The organism is Micromonospora sp. NPDC049139 (assembly GCF_055586845.1).
Window position 1 is genome coordinate 49,908 of sequence record NZ_JBVJHK010000017.1, and the last position, 25,533, is coordinate 75,440.

General features: G+C 71.4%; 27 protein-coding genes, 1 tRNA gene and 2 pseudogenes. 15 read left to right on the forward strand and 15 right to left on the reverse strand.

What is annotated here, in order from left to right; translation table 11 throughout:
- Positions 1-72 precede the first annotated feature (72 nt).
- Both ACZ6Q9_RS25110 and ACZ6Q9_RS25115 read right to left on the reverse strand, forming a co-directional pair.
- Positions 73-570 (reverse strand): SRPBCC family protein, encoded by a 498-nt coding sequence (locus tag ACZ6Q9_RS25110; protein ID WP_393453065.1) that lies wholly within the window; start codon positions 568-570, stop codon positions 73-75.
- Positions 567-1,373 carry a DivIVA domain-containing protein gene (locus tag ACZ6Q9_RS25115; protein WP_393453068.1) on the reverse strand — a complete coding sequence of 269 codons (807 nt, stop codon included), beginning with the start codon at positions 1,371-1,373 and terminating at the stop codon, positions 567-569. The genes ACZ6Q9_RS25110 and ACZ6Q9_RS25115 overlap by 4 nt, the downstream gene beginning before the upstream one ends.
- Positions 1,374-1,587: 214 nt before the next feature.
- Here ACZ6Q9_RS25115 and folP point away from each other — a divergent pair, with 214 nt between their 5' ends.
- Complete coding sequence (gene folP / locus ACZ6Q9_RS25120; RefSeq protein ID WP_393258144.1) at positions 1,588-2,457, forward strand: dihydropteroate synthase; 870 nt, start codon at positions 1,588-1,590, stop codon at positions 2,455-2,457.
- A 95-nt stretch (positions 2,458-2,552) separates the two neighbouring features.
- Here folP and ndhC read toward each other — a convergent pair whose 3' ends face one another.
- Positions 2,553-2,930: an NADH-quinone oxidoreductase subunit A gene (gene ndhC / locus ACZ6Q9_RS25125; RefSeq protein WP_350678128.1), complete on the reverse strand. Its 378-nt coding sequence runs from the start codon at positions 2,928-2,930 to the stop codon at positions 2,553-2,555.
- A gap of 124 nt (positions 2,931-3,054) precedes the next feature.
- Between ndhC and ACZ6Q9_RS25130 the strand changes: the two genes are divergently transcribed.
- The 3 genes from ACZ6Q9_RS25130 (at position 3,055) to ACZ6Q9_RS25140 (ending at position 7,647) form a co-directional block, all read left to right on the forward strand.
- Positions 3,055-4,467 (forward strand): hypothetical protein, encoded by a 1,413-nt coding sequence (locus ACZ6Q9_RS25130; RefSeq protein ID WP_393453071.1) that lies wholly within the window; start codon positions 3,055-3,057, stop codon positions 4,465-4,467.
- Between the two features lie 305 nt (positions 4,468-4,772).
- The gene (locus ACZ6Q9_RS25135) at positions 4,773-6,620 is read left to right on the forward strand and encodes a 2-oxoacid:acceptor oxidoreductase subunit alpha (protein ID WP_393258139.1); all 1,848 of its coding nucleotides are present in this window, start codon (positions 4,773-4,775) and stop codon (positions 6,618-6,620) included.
- Positions 6,613-7,647, forward strand: a complete 1,035-nt coding sequence (locus tag ACZ6Q9_RS25140) for a 2-oxoacid:ferredoxin oxidoreductase subunit beta (RefSeq protein ID WP_393258137.1) — start codon at positions 6,613-6,615, stop codon at positions 7,645-7,647. The genes ACZ6Q9_RS25135 and ACZ6Q9_RS25140 overlap by 8 nt, the downstream gene beginning before the upstream one ends.
- A 124-nt stretch (positions 7,648-7,771) precedes the next feature.
- Here ACZ6Q9_RS25140 and ACZ6Q9_RS25145 read toward each other — a convergent pair whose 3' ends face one another.
- A complete protein-coding gene (locus ACZ6Q9_RS25145) occupies positions 7,772-9,577 on the reverse strand; it encodes a trypsin-like serine protease (RefSeq protein WP_396829770.1) in 1,806 nt (601 codons plus the stop codon).
- A gap of 351 nt (positions 9,578-9,928) precedes the next feature.
- A complete protein-coding gene (locus ACZ6Q9_RS25150; RefSeq protein WP_357693958.1) occupies positions 9,929-10,942 on the reverse strand; it encodes a potassium channel family protein in 1,014 nt (337 codons plus the stop codon).
- Positions 10,943-11,201: 259 nt separating this feature from the next.
- Between ACZ6Q9_RS25150 and ACZ6Q9_RS25155 the strand changes: the two genes are divergently transcribed.
- Together ACZ6Q9_RS25155 and ACZ6Q9_RS25160 are read left to right on the forward strand one after the other, a co-directional pair.
- Complete coding sequence (locus ACZ6Q9_RS25155) at positions 11,202-11,726, forward strand: helix-turn-helix domain-containing protein (RefSeq protein WP_393258129.1); 525 nt, start codon at positions 11,202-11,204, stop codon at positions 11,724-11,726.
- Positions 11,727-11,861: 135 nt separating this feature from the next.
- Positions 11,862-12,461 (forward strand): ClpP family protease, encoded by a 600-nt coding sequence (locus ACZ6Q9_RS25160; protein ID WP_393453081.1) that lies wholly within the window; start codon positions 11,862-11,864, stop codon positions 12,459-12,461.
- A 165-nt stretch (positions 12,462-12,626) separates the two neighbouring features.
- Here the strand turns inward: ACZ6Q9_RS25160 and ACZ6Q9_RS25165 are convergent, their stop codons facing one another.
- Both ACZ6Q9_RS25165 and ACZ6Q9_RS25170 read right to left on the reverse strand, forming a co-directional pair.
- On the reverse strand, positions 12,627-13,508 hold the full coding sequence (locus ACZ6Q9_RS25165) for a trypsin-like serine protease (RefSeq protein ID WP_393258123.1): 882 nt from the start codon (positions 13,506-13,508) through the stop codon (positions 12,627-12,629).
- 303 nt (positions 13,509-13,811) lie between these two features.
- The gene (locus tag ACZ6Q9_RS25170; protein ID WP_396829773.1) at positions 13,812-14,195 is read right to left on the reverse strand and encodes a winged helix-turn-helix transcriptional regulator; all 384 of its coding nucleotides are present in this window, start codon (positions 14,193-14,195) and stop codon (positions 13,812-13,814) included.
- Positions 14,196-14,293: 98 nt separating this feature from the next.
- Between ACZ6Q9_RS25170 and ACZ6Q9_RS25175 the strand changes: the two genes are divergently transcribed.
- The gene (locus tag ACZ6Q9_RS25175; protein ID WP_393258117.1) at positions 14,294-15,142 is read left to right on the forward strand and encodes an SDR family oxidoreductase; all 849 of its coding nucleotides are present in this window, start codon (positions 14,294-14,296) and stop codon (positions 15,140-15,142) included.
- A gap of 54 nt (positions 15,143-15,196) precedes the next feature.
- Here the strand turns inward: ACZ6Q9_RS25175 and ACZ6Q9_RS25180 are convergent, their stop codons facing one another.
- Positions 15,197-16,174 (reverse strand): zinc-binding dehydrogenase, encoded by a 978-nt coding sequence (locus ACZ6Q9_RS25180; protein WP_393258114.1) that lies wholly within the window; start codon positions 16,172-16,174, stop codon positions 15,197-15,199.
- Positions 16,175-16,439: 265 nt separating this feature from the next.
- On the opposite strand from ACZ6Q9_RS25180, the gene ACZ6Q9_RS25185 reads away from it, so the two are divergent.
- Complete coding sequence (locus ACZ6Q9_RS25185) at positions 16,440-17,099, forward strand: DUF6650 family protein (RefSeq protein WP_396829776.1); 660 nt, start codon at positions 16,440-16,442, stop codon at positions 17,097-17,099.
- A gap of 543 nt (positions 17,100-17,642) precedes the next feature.
- Here ACZ6Q9_RS25185 and ACZ6Q9_RS25190 read toward each other — a convergent pair.
- Positions 17,643-17,715 (reverse strand) — tRNA-Arg (locus ACZ6Q9_RS25190).
- A gap of 573 nt (positions 17,716-18,288) precedes the next feature.
- Positions 18,289-18,930 carry a serine/threonine protein kinase gene (locus ACZ6Q9_RS25195; protein WP_466021434.1) on the reverse strand — a complete coding sequence of 214 codons (642 nt, stop codon included), beginning with the start codon at positions 18,928-18,930 and terminating at the stop codon, positions 18,289-18,291.
- 113 nt (positions 18,931-19,043) lie between these two features.
- Between ACZ6Q9_RS25195 and ACZ6Q9_RS25200 the strand changes: the two genes are divergently transcribed.
- Complete coding sequence (locus tag ACZ6Q9_RS25200) at positions 19,044-19,898, forward strand: hypothetical protein (RefSeq protein ID WP_396829779.1); 855 nt, start codon at positions 19,044-19,046, stop codon at positions 19,896-19,898.
- Between the two features lie 65 nt (positions 19,899-19,963).
- Positions 19,964-20,086: pseudogene (locus ACZ6Q9_RS25205) on the forward strand (HIT family protein); the annotation flags it as partial.
- A gap of 35 nt (positions 20,087-20,121) precedes the next feature.
- On the opposite strand, the gene ACZ6Q9_RS25210 reads toward ACZ6Q9_RS25205, so the two are convergent.
- Both ACZ6Q9_RS25210 and ACZ6Q9_RS25215 read right to left on the reverse strand, forming a co-directional pair.
- On the reverse strand, positions 20,122-20,328 hold the full coding sequence (locus tag ACZ6Q9_RS25210) for a hypothetical protein (RefSeq protein ID WP_396829852.1): 207 nt from the start codon (positions 20,326-20,328) through the stop codon (positions 20,122-20,124).
- Positions 20,325-21,389, reverse strand: coding sequence for an AI-2E family transporter (locus ACZ6Q9_RS25215; protein ID WP_393258105.1), 1,065 nt, complete (start codon positions 21,387-21,389; stop codon positions 20,325-20,327). The genes ACZ6Q9_RS25210 and ACZ6Q9_RS25215 overlap by 4 nt, the downstream gene beginning before the upstream one ends.
- A gap of 174 nt (positions 21,390-21,563) precedes the next feature.
- On the opposite strand from ACZ6Q9_RS25215, the gene ACZ6Q9_RS25220 reads away from it, so the two are divergent.
- Positions 21,564-21,758, forward strand: coding sequence for a hypothetical protein (locus ACZ6Q9_RS25220; protein ID WP_396829853.1), 195 nt, complete (start codon positions 21,564-21,566; stop codon positions 21,756-21,758).
- Positions 21,759-21,779: 21 nt separating this feature from the next.
- On the opposite strand, the pseudogene ACZ6Q9_RS25225 reads toward ACZ6Q9_RS25220, so the two are convergent.
- Positions 21,780-21,923 (reverse strand): annotated as a pseudogene (locus ACZ6Q9_RS25225) (hypothetical protein); the annotation flags it as partial.
- A gap of 84 nt (positions 21,924-22,007) precedes the next feature.
- On the opposite strand from ACZ6Q9_RS25225, the gene ACZ6Q9_RS25230 reads away from it, so the two are divergent.
- The 3 genes from ACZ6Q9_RS25230 to ACZ6Q9_RS25240 are packed head-to-tail and all read left to right on the forward strand — an operon-like array spanning position 22,008 to position 23,703.
- Positions 22,008-22,574, forward strand: coding sequence for a hypothetical protein (locus tag ACZ6Q9_RS25230; protein ID WP_393258102.1), 567 nt, complete (start codon positions 22,008-22,010; stop codon positions 22,572-22,574).
- A 3-nt stretch (positions 22,575-22,577) separates the two neighbouring features.
- Positions 22,578-23,225 carry a nucleotidyl transferase AbiEii/AbiGii toxin family protein gene (locus ACZ6Q9_RS25235; protein WP_396829781.1) on the forward strand — a complete coding sequence of 216 codons (648 nt, stop codon included), beginning with the start codon at positions 22,578-22,580 and terminating at the stop codon, positions 23,223-23,225.
- Positions 23,226-23,259: 34 nt separating this feature from the next.
- Positions 23,260-23,703 carry a TetR-like C-terminal domain-containing protein gene (locus ACZ6Q9_RS25240; RefSeq protein ID WP_396829846.1) on the forward strand — a complete coding sequence of 148 codons (444 nt, stop codon included), beginning with the start codon at positions 23,260-23,262 and terminating at the stop codon, positions 23,701-23,703.
- A gap of 275 nt (positions 23,704-23,978) precedes the next feature.
- Here ACZ6Q9_RS25240 and ACZ6Q9_RS25245 read toward each other — a convergent pair whose 3' ends face one another.
- Entirely contained in the window at positions 23,979-24,554 is a 576-nt protein-coding gene (locus ACZ6Q9_RS25245) for a hypothetical protein (protein WP_393258097.1), read from the reverse strand.
- Positions 24,551-25,252, reverse strand: coding sequence for a sigma-70 family RNA polymerase sigma factor (locus tag ACZ6Q9_RS25250; protein ID WP_396829783.1), 702 nt, complete (start codon positions 25,250-25,252; stop codon positions 24,551-24,553). The genes ACZ6Q9_RS25245 and ACZ6Q9_RS25250 overlap by 4 nt, the downstream gene beginning before the upstream one ends.
- Between ACZ6Q9_RS25250 and ACZ6Q9_RS25255 the strand changes: the two genes are divergently transcribed.
- Positions 25,218-25,499, forward strand: a complete 282-nt coding sequence (locus tag ACZ6Q9_RS25255; protein WP_393453108.1) for a hypothetical protein — start codon at positions 25,218-25,220, stop codon at positions 25,497-25,499. The two genes, ACZ6Q9_RS25250 and ACZ6Q9_RS25255, sit on opposite strands and share 35 nt — an antisense overlap.
- Positions 25,500-25,533: the final 34 nt, after the last annotated feature.

Genomic DNA, 25,533 nt, shown 5'->3' on the forward strand with positions numbered 1-25,533 from the left:
ATCGGGGCGTCCCGGTCGGGTCGACACCCCGACTGTCAGGGATGTCGAGTCGATCATGCAGTCGCCCGACGGTCAGGGCAGCCGGCCCTGCTCGACCAGCCGGCCGAACTTCTTCAGTGCCTGGGTCAGGCCGAACTTCGAGCCGGGCCACAGCACCGGCCAGGTCACCCGCCCGGCCGGGCCGCCGGGCAGGTGGAACCACTCGTGCCAGACCACCTGGGTGCGGTCCCGGGCCAGCGGCGTGCAGCGCAGCACGCCGGGGCCGCGCAGCAGCCTCCCGCAGTGCACCACCCGGACCTCGTAGGGCGCGTCCACCCGGACCACCCGCATCTCGTCGCGTAGCACGGCCGGGCCGAGCGCGGTGACCGCCTCGACGAGGCTGCCCTCGCCGCCGTCCCCCTCGACCACACGGACGGTGGTGAACGGGACCCAGTCCGACTGCCGCTCCCAGGCCGTCAGCGCCGCGAAGACCCGCTCCGCCGGCGCGTCGACGATCACCGTGGCGGTGACCTCGCCCGCGCCGGGCTGTGCCGCCTCGCGCAGGTTGTCGCCGCCCACGGGCCCGGTCACGCCGACTCCGACCGGACCACCGGCCCCTGCCGCCCGGCGTCGCCCGCCGGCGCCGTCGTGTCGTCGTCGCCCAAGGGTGCCGTCACCCGATCGTCGCCCGACGGTGACATCGCCCGGTCGTCGCCGCCGGTCAGGTCCTCGCGCCGGGACTCACGTGGTTCTTCCCCGGCGGCGACGCGGCCGGTCCGGTCCCCGGTGCCGTCGCCGCCCGCCGGGGCGGCGGGTGCGTCGTCGGGGCGCCCGGTGGAGTCGGCGCCGGGAGCCGACGCCGCCCACCCGGTCGACCCGGCCGGCGGCGCGTCACCCGTCGCCGGGGCGGTGCCCGGGTCTACGAACGCGGGGATCGGCTCGACGACCAGGTCCCGGTTCCCGGCGGCGTCCGGCCGGTCGGCCCCGACCGGCACCGCCCCCCGTGCCTGCGGCGACGCCTCGGCGGCGGTCGTCCCGGCCGCCTGCTCCCGGGCGCGGCGCAGGGCGTCGGCGTCCGCGGTCCGCCCCTCGCGCAGCGCGGCGACCTCCGCCTCCAGCACGCCGACGAGCTCGGACTTGTAGCCGATGTCGTAGGCCGCCCGGCGCATCGCCTGGTCGACCTGGTCCATCCGGTAGCCGCGCAGCGCCGTGTCGAACCGGACCTCACCCACGTCGGCCTCGCGGAGCGGGCGGGTGGCCGGCAGCGGCACGGCGCGCCCGTCCGGCTCGGCCGGCGTCAGGCCGGGATCCCGGCCGGTGACCAGCACGGTCACACCGAACACCACGGCCGCGACGGTCAGCGCGACGACAAGCAGGAGCAGAACCTGATCCATGCACAGATCGTGGCATGTCGAAGGGGCCGGAGCGACCCCACCACCCCACCGGCGCACCGGAACCGGGGCGCCGGCCCGGCGGGCGGCGACGACGGGCGGAGCGAGCGCGACGACACGGCGACGACCGACCGGGCCCGGCGGCGGCGGACCGGATAGCGTCGTGATCGGCCGGCGACGGGGACGGGACGACGGCGCGGACCTTTCAGGAGGCGGTATGGCCGGGGCGCTTCGGCTCGGTGGGCGGACGTTCGGCCCGGGCGAGCTGGTGGTGATGGCGATCGTCAACCGGACGCCGGACTCGTTCTTCGACCGGGGCGCGACCTTCGCCCAGGACAGCGCGCTGCGCGCCGTGGAGCGGGCGGTCGAGGAGGGCGCCGAGATCATCGACATCGGCGGGGTCAAGGCCGGCCCGGGCGCCGAGGTCGACGTCGCCGAGGAGATCCGGCGCACGGTGGCGACCATCGCCGCCGTCCGGGCCGCCTTCCCCGACGTGGTGATCTCGATCGACACCTGGCGGGCCGAGGTCGCGGCGGAGGCGGTGGCCGCGGGCGCCGACCTGCTCAACGACACCTGGTCCGGCGCCGACCCGGTCCTGGCCCGGGTGGCGGCGGAGACCGGCGCCGGGCTGGTCTGCTCACACGCCGGTGGTCTGGCGCCCCGGACCCGGCCGCACCGGGCGGCCTTCCCCGACGTGGTCGCCGACGTGGTCGCGACGGTGACCGGGCTCGCCGAGCGCGCGGTCGGGCTGGGCGTACGGGCCGACGGGATCCTGATCGACCCGGCGCACGACTTCGGCAAGAACACCCGTCACTCGCTGGAGATCACCCGCCGGCTCGACGAGCTCACCGACACCGGCTGGCCGCTGCTGGTCGCCCTGTCGAACAAGGACTTCGTCGGCGAGACGCTGGACCTGCCGGTGGCCGAGCGGCTGGAAGGGACGCTGGCGGCCACCGCCGTCTCCGCCTGGCTGGGCGCCCGGGTGTTCCGGGCGCACCAGGTACGCCCCACCCGCCGGGTGCTCGACATGGTCGCGTCGATCCGCGGTGACCGCCCGCCCGCGGCGACCCGGCGCGGCCTGGCCTGACCACGACGACCTCGCGCGGCCCGACCTGATCACGGCGGCCGACGCGGGCGGTGGGAGCCGGACGGTCGCCGGCGCCCGGGCCGGCCGGGCTCAGGTCAGGTCCAGCGCAGGATGTTCTTCCGCCAGGCGTAGAGGATGCCCAGCGCCAGCACCGCGACGAAGACCGCCATCTCCACGACCGTCACCATCCCGAACCCCGGCCGGTCGAAGACCACCGCCCAGGGGAAGAGGAACACGGACTCCACGGCGAACAACACGTAGAGATACGCGTACACGTAGTAACGGATCTGCATCTGGGCCCAGTCGGCGCCAACGGGGTCGAGGCCGCACTCGTAGCTAGCCCGCTTGCCGTAGGGATCGGCCGGACGGGCAGGACGTAACACCCGATTGGCCGAGAACGCCGTAACGAAGAAGAGGACGCTGGCGAGCAGCAGCAGCCCGAGCGTCGCGTACGAGCCCAGGTAACCGGTCACGGTCGATCAGCCTACCGCCCCGCGCGGCCGGCCGAGCGTTACGGACTTGTTTCCGGGCGGGACTAGTGCCAGTGGACAACGGTTGCCGAACATTGGAACCCTCACTCATCGTCACGGAGGACAGATGGCCCGCGTGGACGTACGGCCCGGCCGGCGGGCGGGTGACCGGCGTACCGTTCCCCTGCTGGCGATCTCCCTCGCGGTCGGGCTCACGGTCGCCGCGGTGCCGGGCTGGGCGGCTGCGGCCCCCACCGCCGCCCGGGTCGCCACCGCCGCCACGGACCCGGTCGGCGAGCCCGGCGCGGAGCCGTCGACGGCGGACCCGACGGACACCGGACCGGTGCCCAGCGAGGCGCCGCCGACCACCTCTCCGCCGCCGGAGTCCACGCCGCCGGCCGGGACGACCGAGCCGACCCCGACGACCACGGCCCCGGAGGACCCGGCGCCGACCACCGCCGCACCGACCCTCAGCGCGCCGCCGACGGCGCCGTCGGTGCCGCCGGTGCGCCCGAGCGCGCCCGCCCCGGGCAGCCCGGCGGCTCCCCCGGCCGCGGTCCGCGTCACCACCGGCGACATCACCCTGACCGCCGCCTACTGGAACGCGCCGAGCACCGTGACCACGCTGCGGGTGACCGTCACCAACACCGGGGCGGCGCCCGCCCGGATCCGGCTCGCCTACACGCTCCCGGCCGGGCTGACCGACGCCGGCACCCGGGGCTGCGCCCACGTCGGCGGCGGGGCACACCGCTGCGGCGAGTGGACGAGCGCGCCGGGTGCCCGGTTCAGCACCCTGATCCGCGTACGCGTCAGCGGCGACGCCTGGCGGCAGATGCCCCTCAGCGGCTCCGTCCAGGTCACCGCGACCGCCCCCGGCGCGGAGCCGGCGCGCGACGACGAAGGCTTCGCCGTGCTCTTCCCGCCCGGCCCGCCGGCGCCCGGGATCAGGCTGGAGGCCGGCGAGGTCGCCTTCGACATCAGCGGTGGGGCGAGCGGGCTCGACGTACGCCTGGGCAACACCGGCCGGGTGGACGCCGACGGCCGGGTCGAGGTGGTCCTGCCGGCCGGAGTGACCGTGCCGGCGCCCCCGCCGGGCTGCACCGCCGCCGGCCCGACGCGGACCCGCTGCGACCTGGGCACCGTCCCCGCCGGCCGCGCCGCCCACCTGCGGCTGCCGGTGTCCGCGACGCCCGAGGCCCAGCGGACGGCCCCGCTGGCCGGCGCGGTGCTCGGCAAGCTCGACCCGCGCAGCGGCCGGGCCCGGCAGGTGCAGATGAGCTTCCGGATCACCGCTGCCGCCGCCCTGGCCACCCCGGTGGCCTCGCCGCCCGCCCCGACCGGGTCGCAGGGCGTGCTGGCCGCCGATTCCCCCGCCCTGCGCGCCGGCGGGGGCGGCTCGGTGCGGCAGACCGCGATCATCCTGATCGCCGTCTCCACGCTGCTGGTGGTGCTGGCCCTCACGCTGGCCACCACCTCCCTGCGGCGGCGGCTGGGCGCCCCGGTGCCGGAGCCGACGACGGCGCCCGCGCCGACGGACTGACCCGGGGAAGCCGGCCGCCCGGCCCGGATCGACGGGCGCCCCGGTGATCTGGATTACGGCGGGCGGGCGGAAACACCGCAAACCGGTGTGGAACCCCGCCCGATCGCATCCCAGAGGGCGGCCTACGAGAAAGTTGGGAGGGCGATCCGACGTAGGCTCTCAGGTGAGGAACTACGGCGGACCGGGCCTGCCCCGCGCGGGTCCGGTGCAGCGGTGCGTCAAGGAGGTCACGTGGCCGGGCTAGGCGAGGTCACCATCATGTTCAGCCGCCCGCGCGACCGCGCACAGCGAAGCGAGGTGCAGGCGTGACCAAGCAGATCCGTCAACTGGACCGGGTGGTGATCCGGTTCGCCGGCGACTCCGGCGACGGCATGCAGCTCACCGGCGACCGGTTCACCTCGGAGACCGCGCAGCTGGGCAACGACATCTCCACGTTGCCGAACTTCCCGGCGGAGATCCGGGCCCCCGCCGGCACCCTGCCGGGCGTGTCGAGCTTCCAGGTGCACTTCGCCGACTACGACATCCTGACCCCCGGCGACGCGCCGAACGTGCTGGTGGCGATGAACCCGGCGGCGCTCAAGGCCAACCTCGTCGACCTGCCGCGCGGGGCGGACATCATCGTCAACACCGACGAGTTCACCAAGCGCAACCTGGCCAAGGTCGGCTACCAGGCGAACCCGCTCGAGGACGACACGCTCGCCGGCTACGTGGTGCACCCGGTGGCGCTGACGTCGATGACGGTCGGCGCGCTCGCCGAGCACGACGTGTCCAAGAAGGACGCCGAGCGGGCGAAGAACATGTTCGCCCTGGGCCTGCTCTCCTGGATGTACAACCGGCCCTACGAGTCGACGCTGCGCTTCCTGGAGCGCAAGTTCGCCGCCCGCCCCGAGCTGGTCGCGGCGAACGTCGCGGCGTTCCGCGCCGGCTGGAACTTCGGCGAGACGACCGAGGACTTCGCGGTCCGCTACGAGGTCAAGCCGGCGAAGATGCAACCGGGCACCTACCGCAACATCACCGGCAACGCGGCCCTGTCACTCGGCCTGGTGGCCGCCGGCGTGCGCTCCGGGCTGCCGGTCTTCCTGGGCGCCTACCCGATCACCCCGGCCTCGGACATCCTGCACGAGCTGAGCAAGCACAAGCGTTTCGGCGTGCTCACCATGCAGGCCGAGGACGAGATCGCGGCGGTCGGCGCGGCGCTGGGCGCGTCCTACGGCGGCTCGCTCGGCGTCACCACGACCAGCGGCCCGGGCGTGGCGCTCAAGAGCGAGACGATCTCCCTCGCCGTGGCGCTGGAGCTGCCGCTGGTCATCGTCGACGTGCAGCGGGCCGGCCCCTCCACGGGCATGCCCACGAAGACCGAGCAGGCCGACCTCAACATGGCGCTCTACGGCCGCCACGGCGAGGCTCCGGTCGCGGTCATCGCGCCGCGGTCGCCGGCGGACTGCTTCCACGCGGCCATCGAGGCGGCCCGGATCGCGCTGACCTACCGCACGCCGGTCATCCTGCTGTCCGACAACTACGTCGCCAACGGTTCCGAGCCGTGGCTGCTGCCCGACGTCGAGTCGCTGCCCGACCTGCGGGTCGAGTTCGCCACGAAGCCCAACGGCGAGGACGGCACCACCTTCCTGCCGTACCTGCGCGACCCGGAGACCCTGGCCCGGCCGTGGGCCGTCCCGGGCACCCCCGGGCTCGAGCACCGCATCGGCGGCCTGGAGAAGGCCGACAAGACCGGCGACATCTCGTACGACCCGGCGAACCACGACTTCATGGTGCGCACCCGGGCGGCCCGGATCGAGACGATCCCGGTGCCCGACGTCGAGGTCGAGGACCCGAACGGCGACGCCCGGGTGCTGGTGCTCGGCTGGGGCTCGACGTACGGGCCGATCGGCGCGGCGTGCCGGGGCCTGCGCCAGCGCGGCCACTCCATCGCCCAGGCGCACCTGCGGCACCTCGCCCCGATGCCGGCCAACCTCGGCACGGTGCTGAGCTCCTACGACCGCGTGGTCGTCCCCGAGATGAACCTCGGCCAGCTCGCCCACGTGATCCGGGCCAAGTACCTGGTCGACGCGATCGGCTACAACCAGGTCCGCGGCCTGCCGTTCACGGCCAACGAGCTGGAGACGATGCTGGAAGAGGTCCTGAAGAATGTCTGAGCCCGTCGCCCTCAAGCTCACCGCCAAGGACTTCAAGTCCGACCAGGAGGTGCGCTGGTGCCCCGGCTGCGGCGACTACGCGATCCTCGCCGCCATCCAGCAGTTCATGCCGGAGCTGAACATCCCGCGCGAGCGGATCGTCTTCGTCTCCGGCATCGGCTGCTCGTCCCGCTTCCCGTACTACATGAACACCTACGGGATGCACTCGATCCACGGCCGCGCCCCGGCGATCGCCACCGGCCTGTCGGCCAGCCGCCCCGACCTGTCGGTCTGGGTGGTCACCGGCGACGGTGACGCCCTCTCCATCGGCGGCAACCACCTGATCCACGCGCTGCGCCGCAACGTCAACCTGAAGATCCTGCTGTTCAACAACCGGATCTACGGCCTGACCAAGGGGCAGTACTCGCCGACCTCCGAGGTCGGCAAGGTCACGAAGTCGACGCCGGCCGGCTCCGCCGACGCCCCGTTCAACCCGCTCTCGCTCGCCCTCGGTGCCGAGGCCACCTTCGTGGGCCGCACCATCGACTCCGACCGCAAGCACCTCCAGTCCGTGCTGCGGGCCGCGGCGGAGCACCAGGGCTCGGCGTTCGTGGAGATCTACCAGAACTGCAACATCTTCAACGACGGGGCGTTCGACCAGCTCAAGGAGCCGGCCACCCGGGACGACTACCTGATCCGGCTGGAGCACGGGCAGCCCATCACGTTCGGCAAGGACGGGCAGTTCTGCGTCGTGCACCCGCCCGGCGGGTTCGGCCTGGAGGTCCGGGAGACCGCCTCGGTCAGCCCCGGGGAGATCGTCGTGCACGACGCGACGGTCACCGACCCGGCGTACGCCTTCGCGCTGTCCCGGCTGCCCGGCCTCGACCTGCGCAACACCCCGATCGGGGTGTTCCGCTCGGTCGACCGCCCGTCCTACGACAGCGTGGTGCAGGGGCAGCTTTCCGCGGCGAGGGCGACGGTGACCGAGACCCCGGAGCAGCAGCTCGCCGGTCTCCTCGCCAGCGGGGACACCTGGACCATCCTCTGACCGGCGCGGCCGGTCGCCGCCCCGCGAGGGGGAGCGACCGGCCGCCGCAACACCAGGACGAAAAGGGGCCCGCAACCGGTCGGTTGCGGGCCCCTTCGTTACTGCGCGGGAGTGGCTTCCCTGATCAGAAGATCAGGTTGTAGCTGCCCCAGCCGCTGGAGATCACCTTGCCGCTCGCGTCGATCCACTGGCCCTTGCCGTTGGTCGTGTAGAGCCGCATCTGGTTGCTGCTGTTGACGCCCAGCATGTCCATCATGTTGTCGCCGTTCCAGTCGCCCAGCGTCATGATGCTCTTGAAGCCACCCCAGCCGCTGCCGATCTGGGTGCCGGCCGGGTTGGTCCAGCCGCCCTTGCCGTCGGACTGGTACATCTTGAGGTAACCGGTCGAGGTGCGACCGATGATCACCTCAAGCCCGTCGCCCTTCCAGGCGCCCGGCGTGAGGAACAGGTTGAACCCGTTCCAGCCGGTGCCGATCCGGGTGCCCGACGGGTTCTCCCAGCCGCCCGCACCGTTGCTGGTGTAGCGGATGAGGTCACCGTTGGACTTGCGGACCAGCAGGCTCGGGCGGTTGTTGCCCATCCAGTTGTTCGTCACCATGAGCGCGGTGAAGTTCGCCCAGCCGGTGCCGATCAGCTTGCCGCCACCGACGAAGTTGCCGCCCCCGTCGGTGTTGTAGATGTACAGCTCACCGGTGGTCTTCATCGCCATGATGGACGGCCGCTTGTCGCCGTTCCAGTTGTAGACGCGGAAGACCCGCTTGAAGCTGCCCCAGCCCGAGTTGAGCTGCTTCGGCGCGTAGTAGAAGCCGCCGTACCCGTTGTTGGCGAACCCGGCGCCCTCGAAGAGCTTGAGGTTGCCGGCGGTGTCCCGGGCGATGAGGTCGGTGTGACCGTCACCGGCCCAGTCAGCGTTGATCAGCGGCGGACGGGTCAGGTCCTCCTTGACCGTGTTCACGTAGTTGTTCAGCCGGACGTAGTAGCCCGGGCTCTCGCCGCACGGCTCGAAGCCCCAGCTCGTGATGCCGACCTGCTTGCCGCCGACCATCAGCGGACCACCGGAGTCGCCGCCGCACGTGTCGGTGCTCGGCACGCTGGGCGTGCCCGCCCCGGCGCAGGTCATCGCGTTCGGGTCGTACCCGTAGGTGCTGCAGACCGAGTCGGACCGCATGGGAACGGTCCCCTTGCGCAGGCGGCTGTCGCCCCCCTCGCCCTCGGCTTCTTCCCCGGTCACGCCGTAGCCGGCGATGACCGCGCTGGTGCCCTCCTGGTACGGCGTCGAGTCGCCCTGCGTGCTCAGCGTCACCGGCGTGTACTCGGCGGGCAGGTTCTGCTTGAGCGTCAGCACCGAGACGTCGTGCTTGATCGGGATCGTCGGGTCGTTGTAGACCGCGCTGATGTTCCAGCTCTGGTGGGTCCAGGTGGAACCGACCTCGGCGACGAACCCGCTGCCGTCGAGGATGTTGCCGTTGCTGTCTACCAGCTGGTCGTTACCGGCGATGACACGGGTGGTGCCCGGGCCGTCGGCGGTGCAGTGCGCGGCCGTCAGCACCTTGTTGGGGGCGATGATCGTGCCGGTGCACCAGTACCAGTAGAAATCTCCGGCGTACTTGAAGCTGGTCACGACGCCGACGATGTAGGGGAACTCCGACGCGCTGGCGAACTCCCCCTTCACGATGCGCGGCGACGGACCCGTGCCGGTCTGGAACCGAGGTCCCTTGGCGCCCGGCGAGGGCAGCTCCAGCTTGCCCTTGTGCAGGTTCGGCAGCCTGTCCAGGTTCCTGGTCCCGGACTCGCTGGCCGCGTCGTACACGCCGTCCCCGGCGGGGGCGGCCTGAGCGACGGTAGCGGGTGCGACGAACGCCGCACCGGCGAGGGCGAGGCCGACGACGCCGGCCGACCAACGCCGCCTGGCTCCTGCGGATGTTGCCACTTCAGCCACTGATTGATTTCCCGTCGTTCGATTAACGAGGTGCTCGGAACGGCTCGGCGAAGATGCGCCCGACCGGACGAGAAGACGACGATCGACGCGCGGGCGTCAGCCCACGTGCGAAAGATGAAGCCCCCGTCGTGCCTGTGCCATTGACGGCGCGTCGACTGCGGTCGATAACGCTCCCCGGCAATTCCAAGCCGCCAAACGGTAGCAAACAAGCCGGCGCGGAAAAAGATCCGCGAAGACGATTCTTGGTCAGCCCAAAGGGCCGGACCGGGGCGGCCGTCCAGCGACGACCGCCGGCCATGCCGGCACAGTCAGCCGCTCCGGCGTCGGCCCGCGCGGGGCCGGTCAGGGCGCGGTGGTCGCCTGAGGGCGGTCGTCGCGGACGTGGACGAGCATGTCGCCGGTCTCGATGACCGCGCCGGCCTTGTCGGCCAGCGTCACCACCTTGCCGCGCCGGACCAGGGCGATGACCAGCGAGTCCAGCTCCCGGGGGGAGCGGCCAACCTCGGCCCGCTCGGCGGAGCGCATCGCCAGCGCCATGCCCTGGCCGGGAGTGAGCAGGTCCTCCACCACGTCGATCAGCGGCGGGGCCGAGGTGGACAGGCCCAGCAGCCGGCCGGCGGTGGCCGAGGAGACGATCACGTGGTGCGCGCCGCTCTGCTTGAGCAGCGGGGCGTTCTCCGCCTCACGGGCGGCGGCGATGATCCGCACCTGGCCGGCGGTGAGCTGCCGTACGGTCAGCGCCACCAGGACCGAGGCGTCGTCGCTGTCGGTCGCGATGATCACCGCCTTGGCGTTGCGGACGTGCGCCTCGTTCAGCACCGACGAGCGGGTCGCCGATCCCTCGATCGCCACCAGGCCGGCCGAGGTGGCCTGCCGCAGGGCCGGGCCGCTGCGTTCCACCACCACGATCCGGGACTTGTCCAGCCCGTTCTCCAGCAGGGCGGAGACCGCGCTGCGGCCCTTCGTGCCGTAGCCGCAGATGATGACGTGGTCCTTCACGGCTCTCCTCCACCGCGACAGGCGGCGCCCGGTGCGGTACTGCTCGGTCAGCACTTCCAGGGTGGTGCCGACCAGGATGATCAGGAAGATCACCCGGGCCGGCGTGATGTAGACGACGTTGACCAGCCGGGCCGTCTGGCTGACCGGGGTGACGTCGCCGTAGCCGGTGGTCGAGAGGGTGACCACCGTGTAGTAGAAGCAGTCGAGGAGGGTCATGCCGTCCTCGTTGACGTCGCGGTAGCCGTCGCGGTCGAGGTAGACCACGGCGACGGTGGCGAAGACCAGGCCGATGGCGGCGGCAAGGCGGAGGCTCAGCGCGCTCAGTGGGCCCCGTCGCTGCGCGGGAAAGTGGATCACCTGTTGACCTGCCCCGACTCCGTCGTCGCCTGCACGCCCACAACATAGCGGCCCGACGGGAATCCGCACGGCGGGGTCGCCGACGGGGCAACCGGTCGGGCGCCCGGATGCGGCAGTGGCAGCGGGCGGGCAGCCTGGACGCGCTGGTCCGCCGCGGTGGCTCCCGTACGGTGGCGCGCCGACCGGGCCGGTCCACGGGGCCGGGACAGGGCATGATGGGGGTGGTGTCCCCGACGGCGACCACGAGAGTGAGGCCCGCATGTCGTTGCTGCGACGAGTGATCGGCGGGGTGCTGCGCCGGCTCCGCCTGCGGCAGGGTCGCACGCTGCGCGAGGTGGCCGAGGCCGCCGGGGTGTCGGTGCCCTACCTGTCCGAGGTCGAGCGCGGTCGGAAGGAAGCTTCTTCGGAGGTGCTCGCGGCGATCTGCCGGGCGCTCGGCATCCACCTGTCGGACCTGCTCGAGGAGGCGCGCGACGACCTGCGCCGTGTCGAGCCGCGCATCCCGGCGGCGCCCCGGGCGGAACTGGCCTCCGCCGCGGCCGCTCCGGCCGGCCCCGACCCGGTCGAGCCGGAGCGGGCGGACGCCCCCGATTCCACGCCGGTCGCGCGAGCCGGTCTCCGGACCGGCGGGCCGTTGCTCCACCTGGCTCCCCGGGCCGGTGGGCCGACCGTCCGGGTCGGACGCTCCGCCTCCGCGCGCGGCGGTCGCCCCGGGCCGCGTACCAGTGCCGTGCTCGGCTGCGGACGGTGCCGGTCGGGCCGACGGCGGCTGGCGGTCGTCTAGGCCCGGCCGCTTCCGCCCTCAGCGGATCTGCCGCGGGCAGAATTGTTACGGCGACGCGCCGTCCGGCGGGCAGTCTGAAGGGGCCGGTCCCCCGGGCGCCTCCGGTCGCCCGCCGGCACTGTGGGAGGGCGCGCGATGATCGCTACGGGCGTACGCATGTTGGACGGTGGGCATCCGTCCTTCGACGACCAGGTGTTCAACCGGCTGCTGAGGGAGCGGATCATCTTCCTCGGCACCGAGGTGACCGACGAGTCGGCGAACCGGATCTGCGCCCAGATCCTGCTGCTCGCCGCCGAGGACGCGGAACGGGACATCTTCCTCTACATCAACTCGCCGGGCGGCTCGGTGAGCGCGGGGATGGCCGTCTACGACACCATGCGCTACGTCAAGAACGACGTGGCCACCCTGGCGCTCGGCCTGGCCGGCTCGATGGGGCAGTTCCTGCTCTGCGCCGGGGCGGCCGGGAAGCGTTACGCGCTGCCCCACTCGCGGATCATGATGCACCAGCCGTCCGGCGGGATGGGCGGCACGGCTGCGGACATCACCATCCAGGCCGAGAACATGCTGCACGTGAAGCGGACCATGCAGGAGCTGATCGCCCGGCACAGCGGGCGCACCCTCGACGAGATCCAGCAGGACTGGGACCGGGACCGGTGGTTCACCGCCGAGCAGGCCCGCGAGTACGGCCTGATCGACAAGGTGCTCACCAAGGTCGCCCAGCTGCCCGAAAGCTGACCGGCCGGCCGGGTCGGGCGGCGGCCGGGCGAGCGGGGCCGAGCCGGCACGGCAGCCGGATCGGCCGGCCCCCGGCGGCCGGCACCGCGGCGACGGGGGGCGGCCGGGCGGTGACGCGCGGCGGCAGTCGGCGATGGTCCCGCCGGCCGCCGCCGCGTTCCGCCGTCAGGGCAGGTCGACGAAGTCGTCCAGGAAGTCGCGGGCGCTGTCGCTGTCCAGCCGGTAGGTGACGTTGGTGGCGTAGCAGGGGCCGTCGCCGGTGATCGTCGTGGCGGCGAGGAGCCGCTGCCCGCCGGTGGTGACGAAGTTCGGGCCGCCCGAGTCGCCGTAGCAGGCCCCGCCGTAGTCGCGGCTCTCGTTCATGGCGAGCCGCACCCAGGTGTTGTTGAGCGCGCTGAAGCCGACCTCCGCCTTCATCCGCACCCCGCCGCCCGGGTGGACGTGCCCGCCGGGCTCGCGCTGGGCCTCCGCCGTGCCGTACCCCATGACCTCCCAGCGGGCCGCGTCGAGCGCCCGGGAGCCGAGCGCGCCGAGCTGGCCGGCCGTCGGCAGGGTGGCCGGGGTGAAGTCCCAGCGCCGGTCCAGCTCGGCGGCCTGCGCGGTGTCGAGGGTGACCACGGAGATGTCGTGCGAGTCGGCGGAGTTGCCCGGGTAGTCGGGGTGGACGTGCTCGGTGCCCTCGACGCCGACGGCGGCGGCCACCTGCGCCGGGCTGAGCCCGGCGGCCTTCGCGGCGGCCAGCTCCGCCTCCACGTCCTGGGCGAGCGAGACGTAGAAGCGGGCGCCCGGCGACCAGTCGGTGGTGCAGTGCGACGCGGTCAGGAAGACGTCGCGGTCGATCATGGTGCCGGAGCAGTACCAGTCCACGACGTCCGGCGTGCCGGGATCGCCGTCGCGGTCCCACTGCACGATCAGGGCGCCGACCTCGGTGCGCTCCGGGGCCGGCAGGGCGTTGTAGGTGTTGATCGCGGATGCCGGTGTGGCGGCGACGACGGCCGCGGCGAGCGCCGCGGTGGTCAGCGTGGCGAAGAGTGCGGTACGACGCACAGGGTCCTCCGGTGTCAAATCGAAAAGCGGCACCGGCGCCGGACGCGCCCCCTCGATCCGCGTCCGACCCGCGGTACGCGATGGCCGCAGGTGGCGGCCGTCGATACGCGGAGCCTATTCCCGGAGGTGGGAATATTCGCGGGCTGCAAGCGCAGCGTCTTGTCAGCGAATCTCGTTACATCCGGAGGCCGGCCTTCCCGACGGGCTGGCCTTTCTCGCGGCGCCGACGAAACACCGGCTCTGGCTGTCGCCCGGGCCGTCGGCTGCCCTCCCCGACACACGCCCGCACCCCCGTCCTCCGGTCTAGTGAGGCTCGGCGTCGTATCGGGCGCGGGCGGCCTCCACCTCGTCGAGGTGGGTGGTGGCCCAGGACTCGAGCCCGGCGACCAGGTCGAGCAGGCTGCGGCCGAGGTCGGTCAGCGCGTAGTCGACCCGCGGCGGGACGCTCGCGTGCACCGTCCGAGTCACCAGGCCGTCGCGTTCCAGCGCCCGCAGGGTCTGGGTGAGCATCTTCTGGCTCACCCCCTCGATCCGCTGGGCCAGCTCGCCGTAGCGCTTCGTGCCGTCGGCGAGGGTGAGCACGACCAGGACGCTCCACCGGTCGCCGATCCGGTCCAGCACCTGCCGGCTGCCGCAGTTGCGGGCGTAGACGTTCGGGTGCACGGCAACTCTCCATCGGTAAGTCACGCACTTCAAGGTGCCTACTCTCCAACGGGAAGTATCGCGGTGGCATTCCCGTTGCCGATGACGTCAGACACCATCCCGCACGCACGCAAGGAGTGCCCATGTCCATCGTCGTCACCGGCGCCACCGGCCACCTCGGCCGACTGATCGTCGACTCGCTGCTGCGCCGGGGCGTACCCGCCGGGCAGGTCGTCGCGCTCGGCCGGGACACCGACCGGCTGGCCGACCTCGCCGCGCGCGGCGTGACGGTGCGGCAGGCCGACTACAGCGACCCCGACTCGCTGCGCGCCGCCCTCGCCGGGGCCGAGAAGCTGATGTTCGTCTCCGGCAGCGAGGTCGGGCAGCGGGTGCAGCAGCACCGCAACGTCGTCGACGCCGCCAAGGAGGCCGGCGTCGGGCTGGTCGTCTACACCAGCATCACCAAGGCCGACACCTCCAGCCTCATTCTCGCCACCGAGCACCGCGCGACGGAGCAGGAGATCCGCTCCTCCGGTCTGCCGTACGTCCTCCTGCGCAACAACTGGTACTTCGAGAACTACCTCCCGCAGCTCCCGACCTACCTGGAGCACGGCGTCGTGGGCGCGTCCGGCGACGGCCGGATCGGCGCCGCCACCCGCGCCGACTACGCGGAGGCCGCGGCGGCGGTGCTCACCACCGAGGGCCACGCCAACCGGGTGTACGAGTTGGCCGGCGCGCCGATCACCATGACCGAGCTGGCCGAGGAGCTGTCCCGGCAAACCGGTCGCCAGGTCGGCTACACCGACCTCACCGTCGAGAAGTACGCCGAGGTGCTCACTGGCGCCGGCGTGCCGCAGGCGTACGCGGAGGTGCTCGCCGACGGCGACCGGGGCGTCGCCCAGGGTGACCTGCACGTCGAGAGCGACGACCTCGCGAAGCTGATCGGCCGGCAGCCGACCACGCTGGCCGAGGCGATCCGCGCCGCGCTCTGACGACCGCCCACCCGGCCGCCCCGCCGACGACGCGCGGGGCGGCCGGGTGCCCGGTCAACGCTCCACGGTCAGCACCACCTTGCCCAGCGCCCGGCGCCCCTCCAGGTCGGCGTGCGCCGCGGCGGCGTCGGCCAGCGGATAGGTCGTGACCAACGGGCGCCACCAGCCCTTCCCGGCCAGTTCCAGCGACCGGGCGGCCAGCGCCGGAATGCCGCCGGGCAGGGCGCGCATCCGCTGCCCCAGCCAGCCCACGGTCAGGCCGCGCCCGATGACGTCGTCCGTCCCGATCCGGGTCGCCTCGCCGGCCGACCAGCCGAACATCATGAACCGGCCGCCCGGCCGCAACAACTCCAGGGCCGCCCGACCCACCGCGCCGCCCACCCCGTCGTAGACCAGGCTCAGGCCGCCGACCTGCTCCCGCACCCGATCGGTCCAGTCCGGCAGCCCGTAGTCCACCACCATGTCCGCGCCGAGGTCGCGCAGCGCCGCCGTCCGGTCGGCGCCACGCGCCGCCGCCACCACGGTGGCACCGGTCGTCCGCGCGGCCTGCACCAGCAGCCAGCCCACCCCACCGGCCGCGGACGGGACGAAGACGACGTCGTCCGCCGTCGGCGTCTCCAGGTCGAAGATCCCGAGCGCCGTCCGGCCCGTCCCGACCGCCGCCACCGCCTCTGCGCAGGTCAGATTCCGCGGTACGGCGTAGAGCGACTCGACCGTGGTGACCGCCTGCTCGGCGTACCCGCCCGGCACCATGCCCAGGTGCGCGACGACCCGCTTGCCGCGCCACGACCCGTCGACGCCCTCGCCCAGGTCGTCGACGACGCCGGCGACCTCTCGCCCGGGGATGGTGGGCAGGTCGGGCAGCGGCATCGGGCCGCCGGCCTCGCCCCGGCGCAGGCTCGTGTCGAGCAGGTGCACACCGCTCGCCGACACCGCGATCCGGACCTGGCCGGGGCCGGGCGACACGTCGGGCACGTCGTCGAGCACCAGGTTTCCGGGGGGACCGAACTCGTGAAGCTGAATCGCACGCATGCCCCCATCCGACTACCTCAACCGCGCTTGAGGTCAACCCGACCCGTGGCCCGGAGACCACCAGTCTCTGTGCGCACAGGGGTCAAGGGTTCCCGCAGGCCGTCGCGTAGCGACGCGCCCTTGATGGTTCCGCAGCGGCCGCGGCAACGTGGTGTCATCCTCGACATACTCCCGCGCCTGGGGGGAAGGCGCGGACGCTGAGCCTGACCCCGGATCGGCTGGCCTCTCCCCTGGCCGGGCGGCCTACGATCTGCGGCACGCCGGGGTGTCGCTCTGGCTGAACGCCGGACTGCCGACGCCGGAGGTCGCGCAGCGGGCCGTACACTCGGTCGGCCTGCTGCTCAAGGTGTACGCGAGATGCATCGACGGAGAGCGCAGCCGGATGAACGAGCGCATTGACGCACCGGCATGGGACCATCGAGGCATGGGTATTCGCTTGACCGGGCTATCGATCCCTGGAGGGTTCGGCGCTCAGTGGCAGAAGGCCGAAGGCGACAAGGACGTCGCTCGACGGGTCCTGCTCTTCCTTGAAGACCGTCGGCTTCTTTTCGGCCAGCGACATCGAGAAGACAAGAGCCACTGCATTTCCTCGGCGCTCCAGATCAGAGCCTTCCTCACCGAGCAACTCGTTCTAGTCAAGCCCAAGAGCGATCTTTTCGAGAACCTCCGGGCCATGCGCGCCGCCTGCAGGCGGTTCATCGAAGCAGCAGGGCCAAACGGCAGCTACCTCAGCTATGGAGAGCGTTACGGACAGGCGGACCCATTCTCGCTTGCTCTCGGTGGCCTTCGCAGCATGATGGGCATCCACATCGCCATCCTGGCCCAAGCCTATGACTTAGAAGTCGATGAAGAGCTCGCATCGATCCTGCCGCCGCAACCTCAAGATGACGATGGCGATCTTGGTTGGCTTCCCGGGTTCGACTGAGCTTGGCCCAATCACCGGAAGCCCTACTGCCATACCGTCTACCGGCAACCCGCCTCCTGGGGAGCGGGCCTCCGCCCGGCCCGCCACGTCAAGACGGCCTTGACGGCTCGTACGGACGCTGGCGGGCAGTGGTCTGCTCGGCTCGCCTGGGTCGACGGTGGGCGGGATGGCTCCCCCACCGCAACCACTCACGGACCGCGAGCCGCCGGCGGTGCCCCGGCCATCCTGAGGCGGAGCGCCCCGCCGGAGTTCTGTTGACATCCTGCTCAAGGTCTACGCCAAGTGCATCGACGGGGAAGAGGCCCCGTCAACGGCCGGATCGATGAGGCCCTGACCGGCGTGGCCTTGCCCGTATGACGGTCGCCATTCCGGATCTTGCCTCGGACACCTCGGCCACCTGGTCAGATGCCTCCAAGATCATTCCGTGCATGTTCCGCGACCTGCGGCAAACGGCGGCTTCCAGTGGCCCACGACTGCCCAGCCGACCAATCGAGCGCTGCGCGTATTGCCAGCTCAGGTAGCGTTCTTTGCCGATCTTCGAGGTGCCCCCGGCAGGATTCGAACCTGCGACACACGGTTTAGGAAACCGTTGCTCTATCCCCTGAGCTACGAGGGCGCGAGGGCCTAGTCTAGCGACCTGCGGGTTCACCTGGGGTGGCAGGGAGTGGCCCATGTTCACCCACGTCACCCGGGCCCCCGTTCTCCCAGCCCAGGGCCACACCCCGAGCACACGAACCCCGGTTTGCGACCGGCGGTCGCCGCGGTGACCCGCGTTGGCACCGGTTGACCCGGGTTGGCATCCGTTGGAGAGCACACACCGCGCACATCATCGAAGATCATGGTGTGCGCTCCCCCGGCCCTGGACCCGCGGCAGTAGCGCGGCGCGGCGGCAACTCTCCGCGAGCTTCGTTCACAGGCTCAGGTCAGACGCCGACGCAGGGTCAGCGTTCGGAATGAGTCCCGCACGACGCTCAGCGCCCGGATCAGTCACGGGCTGCGCTGGACCCGCTCTCGCAGCTTGCCCTCCCGCGAGTCCCCTGAGTCGGGATCCTTCCGCTCAGGAGGTGCGCCACCACTGTCACAGGCCTCGGCGCGCGTTACGGGTTCGGCAGGGTGCTGCGCCAGGCTGCGGCAAGTGCTGCCACGTCGGGGTATCGGTCGGCGGGTGTCGTGGTGGTGGTCCGTACGGCTACCTGTTGTTGGTGGTGGGAGCCGCGCCAGCCGGGTGGGGAGTCGAGGAGGTGGTGGATGGTGCGGCCGAGGGTGTAGACGGTGGTGCGCTGGTCGATGACGGCGCCGCGGACGAATTCTTCGGGGGCCATGTAGCGGCGGGATCCGGGGAGGCGTCGGTGTCGAGGGTGAACGGGCCGGGACGGTACTCGTCGAGGTCGATCAGACGTAGTTGGCGGGCGTGGAAGTCGTAGAGGAAGCAGCCGTCGTAGAGGTCGACCGCGACGTAGCCGGCGGCGGTGATGGCCAGGTGTGCGTCGAGGATGGTGTCGATGGCCGTTTCGACGTCGCGCAGGGGTAGTTGCTGGAACCGGTGCAGTGCGCTGCGGTCCGAGCCGTGGGTGGTGGCATGGTTCAGCACGCTGCCGTTATGCCACGGGTAGACCAGCGTCGGCCCGTCGAGGACATGCTCGGGGCGCACGATCGCCGGGTGTCGGACCGCGGCGTGAAACTGGGCGGCCCGCAGCAAGGAACGGCGGCTCTGCGCGGTGGTGGCTGTCTTGACGAACCAGCGGCGTCCGGACGCCTCGACGCCGTAGGAGACGCACCCCGAGTCCTGGGCGTCGAAGACCGCGAACGCGGAGTCCAGGGGTAGTTCCATCACGTAGGAAGAGTAGGGCCGCATCCCCTTTGCAGAATGCGAATGCCGCCGGCAGCGCCGTGGTGAGTCGCATGGTTGTGGCATCGTGTCACCGCAAGGGGGAGGTGACGCGGGTGGATGTGTCGTCGGCACCGACAAGGTACGCCGAAGCGTTGCTGTTCGCCGCCGAGGTGGTCGATGCGGCCACCCGCCCCCCACACGGTGACCACGGCGAGGAGGTGCTGCGCGATCCCTACGCGCGGGAGATGCTGAGGTATCAGAGCGACTGGTCGTGGTGCGACAACCGGCAGGATGTCGACCTTGCCGCCGGCGGGGCGCTGCGCGCGACCGTCGAGTACGTCGCCCGGCGTCACGCCACCGCGCTGCCCGACCACACCGGTCGCGCCGGTGAACACTGGTCCGACGTCGATGACCGCCTGGCCCGACTGGCCTCGGCGCTGCGCTTCGCCGCCGAGGCCGCCGAGCAGGCCTGGCCGCACCGGCTGCAGCAGGTCCTGGCCCCCTGGGTACGCCAGCGGCTCGCCGCGCTGCTGGCCGCCACAGACCGGGCGGAAGGGCTGGGCAGTATGGACGCCCGCGTGCGACGCGCGGTCGTGCTGGCCTGGCAGTACCGGTCGGTGCGGCACGAACTGTTCGCCGACCACCACTGGCAGGGACGACCGCCGGCACCATGGTGGTGCCTCGACGGCACGATCGCCGTCCGCTCGCCGTTCGACGGCTACGCCACCGGTCAGGTGCCGTCCTACGCCCTGCACCTGACCCACCTCGACCTCACCATGGGGCGAGGCGAAGGTGAGCTGACCGTCGCCCACTCCGGCACCGCCCCACTCACGGCATACCCAGTCACCATCACCGACAGTGCGCCGACGCTGGCCGCCGACGTAGAGACCGAACACCGGACGGCGGTGGCCGGCGCGCTGTCAGCCCTCGGCTTCACCCACGCCGAAAACTGGAGACCACCCTCGTAGGGCCCGTCAACAACGAGTTCGTTGTCTTTCCGGCACTGCACCAGCGACCGAACAACAGAGGTCACATGCTTCTCGTTCCGGCAGGTCACTTCGGCGGCATCGCCGACGTGCCGCCCGAGAAGGCGGCACCCATGCTGGCTGCGCTTCAGGTAACGACGCAGGCGGTGAAGGCTGCGTTCGGTGCCAGCGGGACGACGGTGCGGCTCAACCTGGGACCTCCCGCTCAAGACATCTTCCATCTCCACTGGGCGAGGTCGCCATCGGTGTGCCGCTCCGTTGGCAGGCGTCGGAGCAGCGCCAGCCACCGGCGGGCCGACCGCCACTCGGAGCGGACCGCATTGGTGGCGACGACCAGCAACCACGGCAACGCCGAGCCGTCCACCAGTCGGACGTCGCGGCGGCGCCAAGCCACGAGGAACGTCGCCGTCATGTCTCGCCCGGTTCCGCCCAGGAATCGCGTTGGGTGACGGGGACGACTTCGCGCAGCATGATGCGGATGATGCCGGCCGCCGGTATGGCCAGCAGCGCGCCGACCAGCCCGCCGAGTTCCGCGGCGATCAGCACACTGATCAGCACGGCCAGGGGGTTGAGCTGCACCGTGTGGGACATGATGACCGGCTGCAGCAGGTGGTTTTCCACCTGCTGGTAGGCGACGAAGAAGACCAGGACGACCATCCCGGCGGTGGGCGAGTGCAGGAATGCTGCACCGCCGGCGGCGATCGCCCCCAGGGTCGCCCCTACGAGAGGAATCAGGTCGGCCACCGCGACGACGAGGGCGATGACGCCGGCGAACGGCACCCCGGTCAGAACCAGCACCACGAATGTCGCGAGCCCGCAGATCACGCTGATCACTAGGTTGCCGCTCACGTAGCCGGTGATCGTGCGCGATGACTCCCGCCCGATACGGCGTAGCCGCTCCCGCCGGCCCTCGCCGGCCACCGCCAGCGCCCCGGCGACCAGCCGCGGCCCCTGCACGACCATCAGGAATGCGAGCACCATCACTGTCAACGCTCCCGCAACACCTTGCACCGTCGCGCGTAGCGCCCCGACCGTCGACCGTCCGACTCGGCCGCCGTATTGCTGCAGCTGGTCGATGTGCGCTCCGGCGGACCGCCGCAGGTGCAACCGCTGCAGCAGCGTACCGACGGGGCCCTGACCGGCCCGGGTCTCCCGCAGCAGCTCCGGCGCCCGCTCAGCGAAGCGGCCCACCTGCTCTACCAGGGGGACCAGGACCAACGCGGCGAGCGCGCCGAGCACGACGAGGAAGGCGAGGAACACCACAAGCGTGGCCACCGCCCGCCGTCGCACCCATCGCCGCTGCACGCGCTCCACCAGCGGATTCAGCGCCACCGCCAGGAACACCGCCACCACTGTCCAGCCCAGCACCCTACGCGTCTGCCATACCAGCGCCAGTCCGGCGGCGGTGGCGAGGACCAGGCCGATGGCGATCAACACCTGTCGGGCCGTGGTTCGGTCGTCGACCTCGCTCATCGCGCGCGGCTTCCCGGGCGCGAGGCTGATGAAACGCCAGCCTCCGTGGCGGGCTTTTCGCGCGTCGTGCGCCCGGTCGCAATGTCACCCGTCCCGGGTGAGACGGACTCATCCGGGCCACGTCACGCTGTGCGTGAGACCTACACCCGCCGAACCGGTTGTGGAGGAGAAACCATGGACTTCGTCCAACGGCTGGAGACGCTCGAGCAGCGTCTGGCCTTCACCAGGGCAGAGGTGCTCGCCGCGCAGACCGAGTCGCGTGAGCAGCTCAGGCAGCGGATCGAGACGACCCAGAGCGAGATAGCGGTCGGCGATCGAGTCGCAGCAACACGCCGACGAGGTTCGCCGCTTCTGCGGGCAATGCGCTGAAGGAGTACGGGGGGGCCACGGGCCCAGAAACCGGATCCGGGCGGCCGGCTGCTCGTCCTGAATGCGGGACAGCTCAGCCCCGAGTTGCTCTACCCGGTCGCGGTGCACGAGAACAGCGGCGCCCAGCACGCGAACCTGACCCTCGACCCCATGAGCGCATCCCATCGCGGTCACCAAGACTGGTCCCGCCGGTTACAGGGATATGACAGAAAGCCAAGCGTGCTGGGCCTAGCGTAGTAGGCTGACGGTATGGATCGGTTCTCCGAGGATGAGCTGCATGCGGTTGTCTCCAGGTACGAGGCGACGCGTGCGGCCGCATTGACCGAGCGGGACGAGCAGCTGCGAGCGTTTCATGCGGCCGGCTGGCGGCCGGTGGATCTGCAGCGGGTCACCGGGTACAGCCGAGAGACGATCCGTCAGGCGCTCCGACCGGAAGTCCGGCGGGCGACCAACCTCAGCCGGCGCCGGACATCCCCCCGGCCGCCGGCGGACTACCGGCCCTACGGTGACCGGAAGCCCTACGTGGTCGCCGAAACCCTCGCCGAACTGCACGGTCCCACCGGAGGCACGGTGACGCTTCCGCGTCATCTCGACTGGTCCGGCCACGCCGAGTACGACCTGAACCGGGCCGCACGCCTGGCCAGCATGTACAAGGTGGTACTCACCGAAGCCAGTACCGTCGAGGACCTGAACACCTGGCTCGATGCCGACCTTCTCCGGCGGCTCTGGCCCACCCTGTGGCTGCCACCCCAGCTCCGCCAACGCTGGGAGGACGCCTTCCCCGAACTCACCGCAACCCGCAGCAACGCGGGATAAGAGGTGGACCCCTTCCACGAACGCCTTGCCCGCACCGGGCTCGCGGCCGCCGATCGATACGGCTTCGCGCTGGCCGGCGGCTACGCCGTGCAGGCCGCTGGACTTGTCGAGCGGCCCAGTGAGGACGTCGACCTGTTCACCGCCTGGGACCGCCGCGACGAGTTCACCGCTGCGGTCGCCGCCGTCGTACAGGCCTACCGGGACGACGGCCTGACCATCGAGACCGAGCGGCAGTACGACACGTTCGCCCGGCTGGCTGTCACCGACGGCATGCGGATTTCCACGGTCGAACTCGGCGTGGACTGGCGTGCCAACGAACCGATCCTCATGGCGATCGGGCCGGTACTGCACCCGGACGACGCGGTCGCGAACAAGATGAGTGCCCTCTACGGGCGAGCGTTCGCTCGCGACTTCATCGACATTGACGCCGCGCTCCGATCCGGCCGCTACACGCGCCAGGCCCTCCTCGGCCTCGCGCAGCGCGCCGACCGTGGTTTCGACCGGCGCATCTTCGCCGACGCTCTCGGACAAGCCACCCAGCTCGATCCCGACGACTTCGCCCAGTACGGCGTCACCGGCCGAGCGCTGGACAAACTCCGAAGCCGATTCGCCGAATGGCGCCGCGAACTGCTCGACGACGAGGAAGGATGACTCGGCTCCCGACTCGCGGCAGCGTTAAGCCTGTATACGCAGGACCCACAGCGTTCTAGCTGATCTTCGGCAAGCGATCGCAGCGCTGGCGCGTTCGCTTGTCCAAACGTTCACCAGTCCGACCGGGCGGGCCATCCTCGCAGCCATGTTCACCGGGGCGGCCCATCTCCCGCAGATCGCCGCCGCAAGGCGGCAGGTGTTCGACGATCGGCTCACGAGAGCCGAACCGGTAATAGCCCGCGCCATCGAGCGTGGCGAACTCCCCGGGACACCGACGCGGCCGAACTGCTCAAGACCCTTGCCGCGCCGATCTACCTGCGCCTGCTCATCACCGCCGAGCCAGTCGACGAGGCGACCGCTGACCAGGCGGTGCGGATCACGCTGGCCGCCGCGCGCGCCAGCGCACTGCGGCCGGCATGCGCCAGCAAGCCGACTGCCGAGTAGGAGTTCTCGGAAACAGCCGTCCAGCCCGAGGTGATCGACCTGGTGCGCGCCCGCTCACCGGCGCGGCGTCCGCATCGTCGCGTTTTTCTCCGGCGCCGTACCCGGGGGTTCGGCGATGCGTGTTGATTCCTCGTTCCCGACTGAACACGCCGGATTTTCGGGCGCGCAGAACTGGCGCGTGCGGTGCGGACCTGAGCGGTCCGCACCGCACGCCGATGAGCGTCTTCAGCGGTGGCGGGTATGCGATCTCTGTCGTGCGGCTCGCGGCCGCCGGAGCTGCTCGACGAGGGGGTACGGCGGCCAGGATGATCACATGTTGCTGCAGGTCATCCGGTTCTTCCAGGCCAGGCCGAACGCGACCGGGCCGTGGGAGTCCTTGTACCCGATGCTCACCACCGCGCCCTTCGGAATGGCCGACGGGTTGATCACCAGGAGAGTGTTCGCGTCCGCCTCGCTATGCGAGGGGAAGATCCTTTCATTAAGTCGGGGCGCGGGCACGGAGGAGCAGATCGAGCCGACCCTGACTTCCGCCGGCACGCCGGCTTCGGACAGCGCCTTTCGAACCGCGTCCGGGTCGGCGACCTGCTTCTTCGACAGGGTGAGTAGCACCGTCCCGTTGGGCTTGCTGGCCACGGAGAAGGCGACCAGCTGCGTCGGAGCCATGCTGGCCGGCCGCTCCGCGGACGGCGGCGAGGCGGGTCCCGGGCCGGTGAGCGCCGGCACGGCCAAGGCCAGCCCGGCGAGCATCACCCCGGCCGCGGTCACTGCGGCCAGCCGCCGTCGGCGCCGCGTATTGCCCGCGGCGATGATGTCCTCCGCCGGCCGATCCATGTCCAGGCCGGACAGGCCGTCCGCCACCGCACGCAGTACGTCTTGGTCTCTCACTGCTTGATCTCCTGAGTCTCGGCGGGTACCAACTGGCCGCGCAGCGTCGCGACGGCCCGGGAAAGGTGAGCGGTGACAGTTCCCGCAGCGATGCCGAGCACCTGAGCGGTGGTCTCGGTGTCCAGGTCCAAAAACGCCCGCAGCGCGATCACCTCTCGCTGGCGGGCGGGCAGCCGTCGCAGCGCCGCCATCAGCGCCGCGTCCACGCCCCCGGCGTCCTGGCCGACCGCCACGTCGTGCCCGTCAGCCAGGGCGACCTCGCGGCGGCGGCGCCGCCAGGCCGACACCCGCACGTTCAGGGCGGTACGCACCACCCAAGCCTGGGGCGCCGGGTGCCTGCTGACCTTCCGCCAGGACATCCAAGCCCTGGTGAACGCCTCTGCCACCAGGTCCTCAGCGCCCTCGCGGTCGCCCGTGCTGGCCACCACCGCCCGCGCGCAGGCGGCCCGGTGGACCCGATAGAACTCTGCGAACTGTGCTTGCTCGTGTCCCACGTCCCGTACACGCCTGAGCCCCTCGGCCCACTTACCCCCGGCCCGAACCCGCATGAAGAAAATTGTCTGCACCGCCGTCACGGTTGCCTGGGACGCCGAGCAACCACGGCAGTGGCGCCGTCGGTACCGTAGCCAGCCTGCGCCACGCCACGAGAAGGGTGTCCCTGGCGTGGTCGTCGAGATCCTGCGCCAGCGCGAGCACATCGCCGAACTCCTCGGCAAAATCCGCGACCTGAATACCGGCTGGGCCGAAGACGACCGAATTCGTATGACCAGTGAGAACCTCGCCCTCAAACGCACCGTGCGCGATCAGGAAACCGGGGTCCGAAGCCTCGCCGACAAACTGGCCGCCGCCCGCGAGGACAACCGCTTCGCCGACCGCCCCATCGCCGAACCACAAATGGGACAGGGAAACGAGGTTGGTCAGCACAGCGCCAACGGCAAGCCATAAAAGACCGAGTGGGGGGCTGATAGTCTCCGGATAT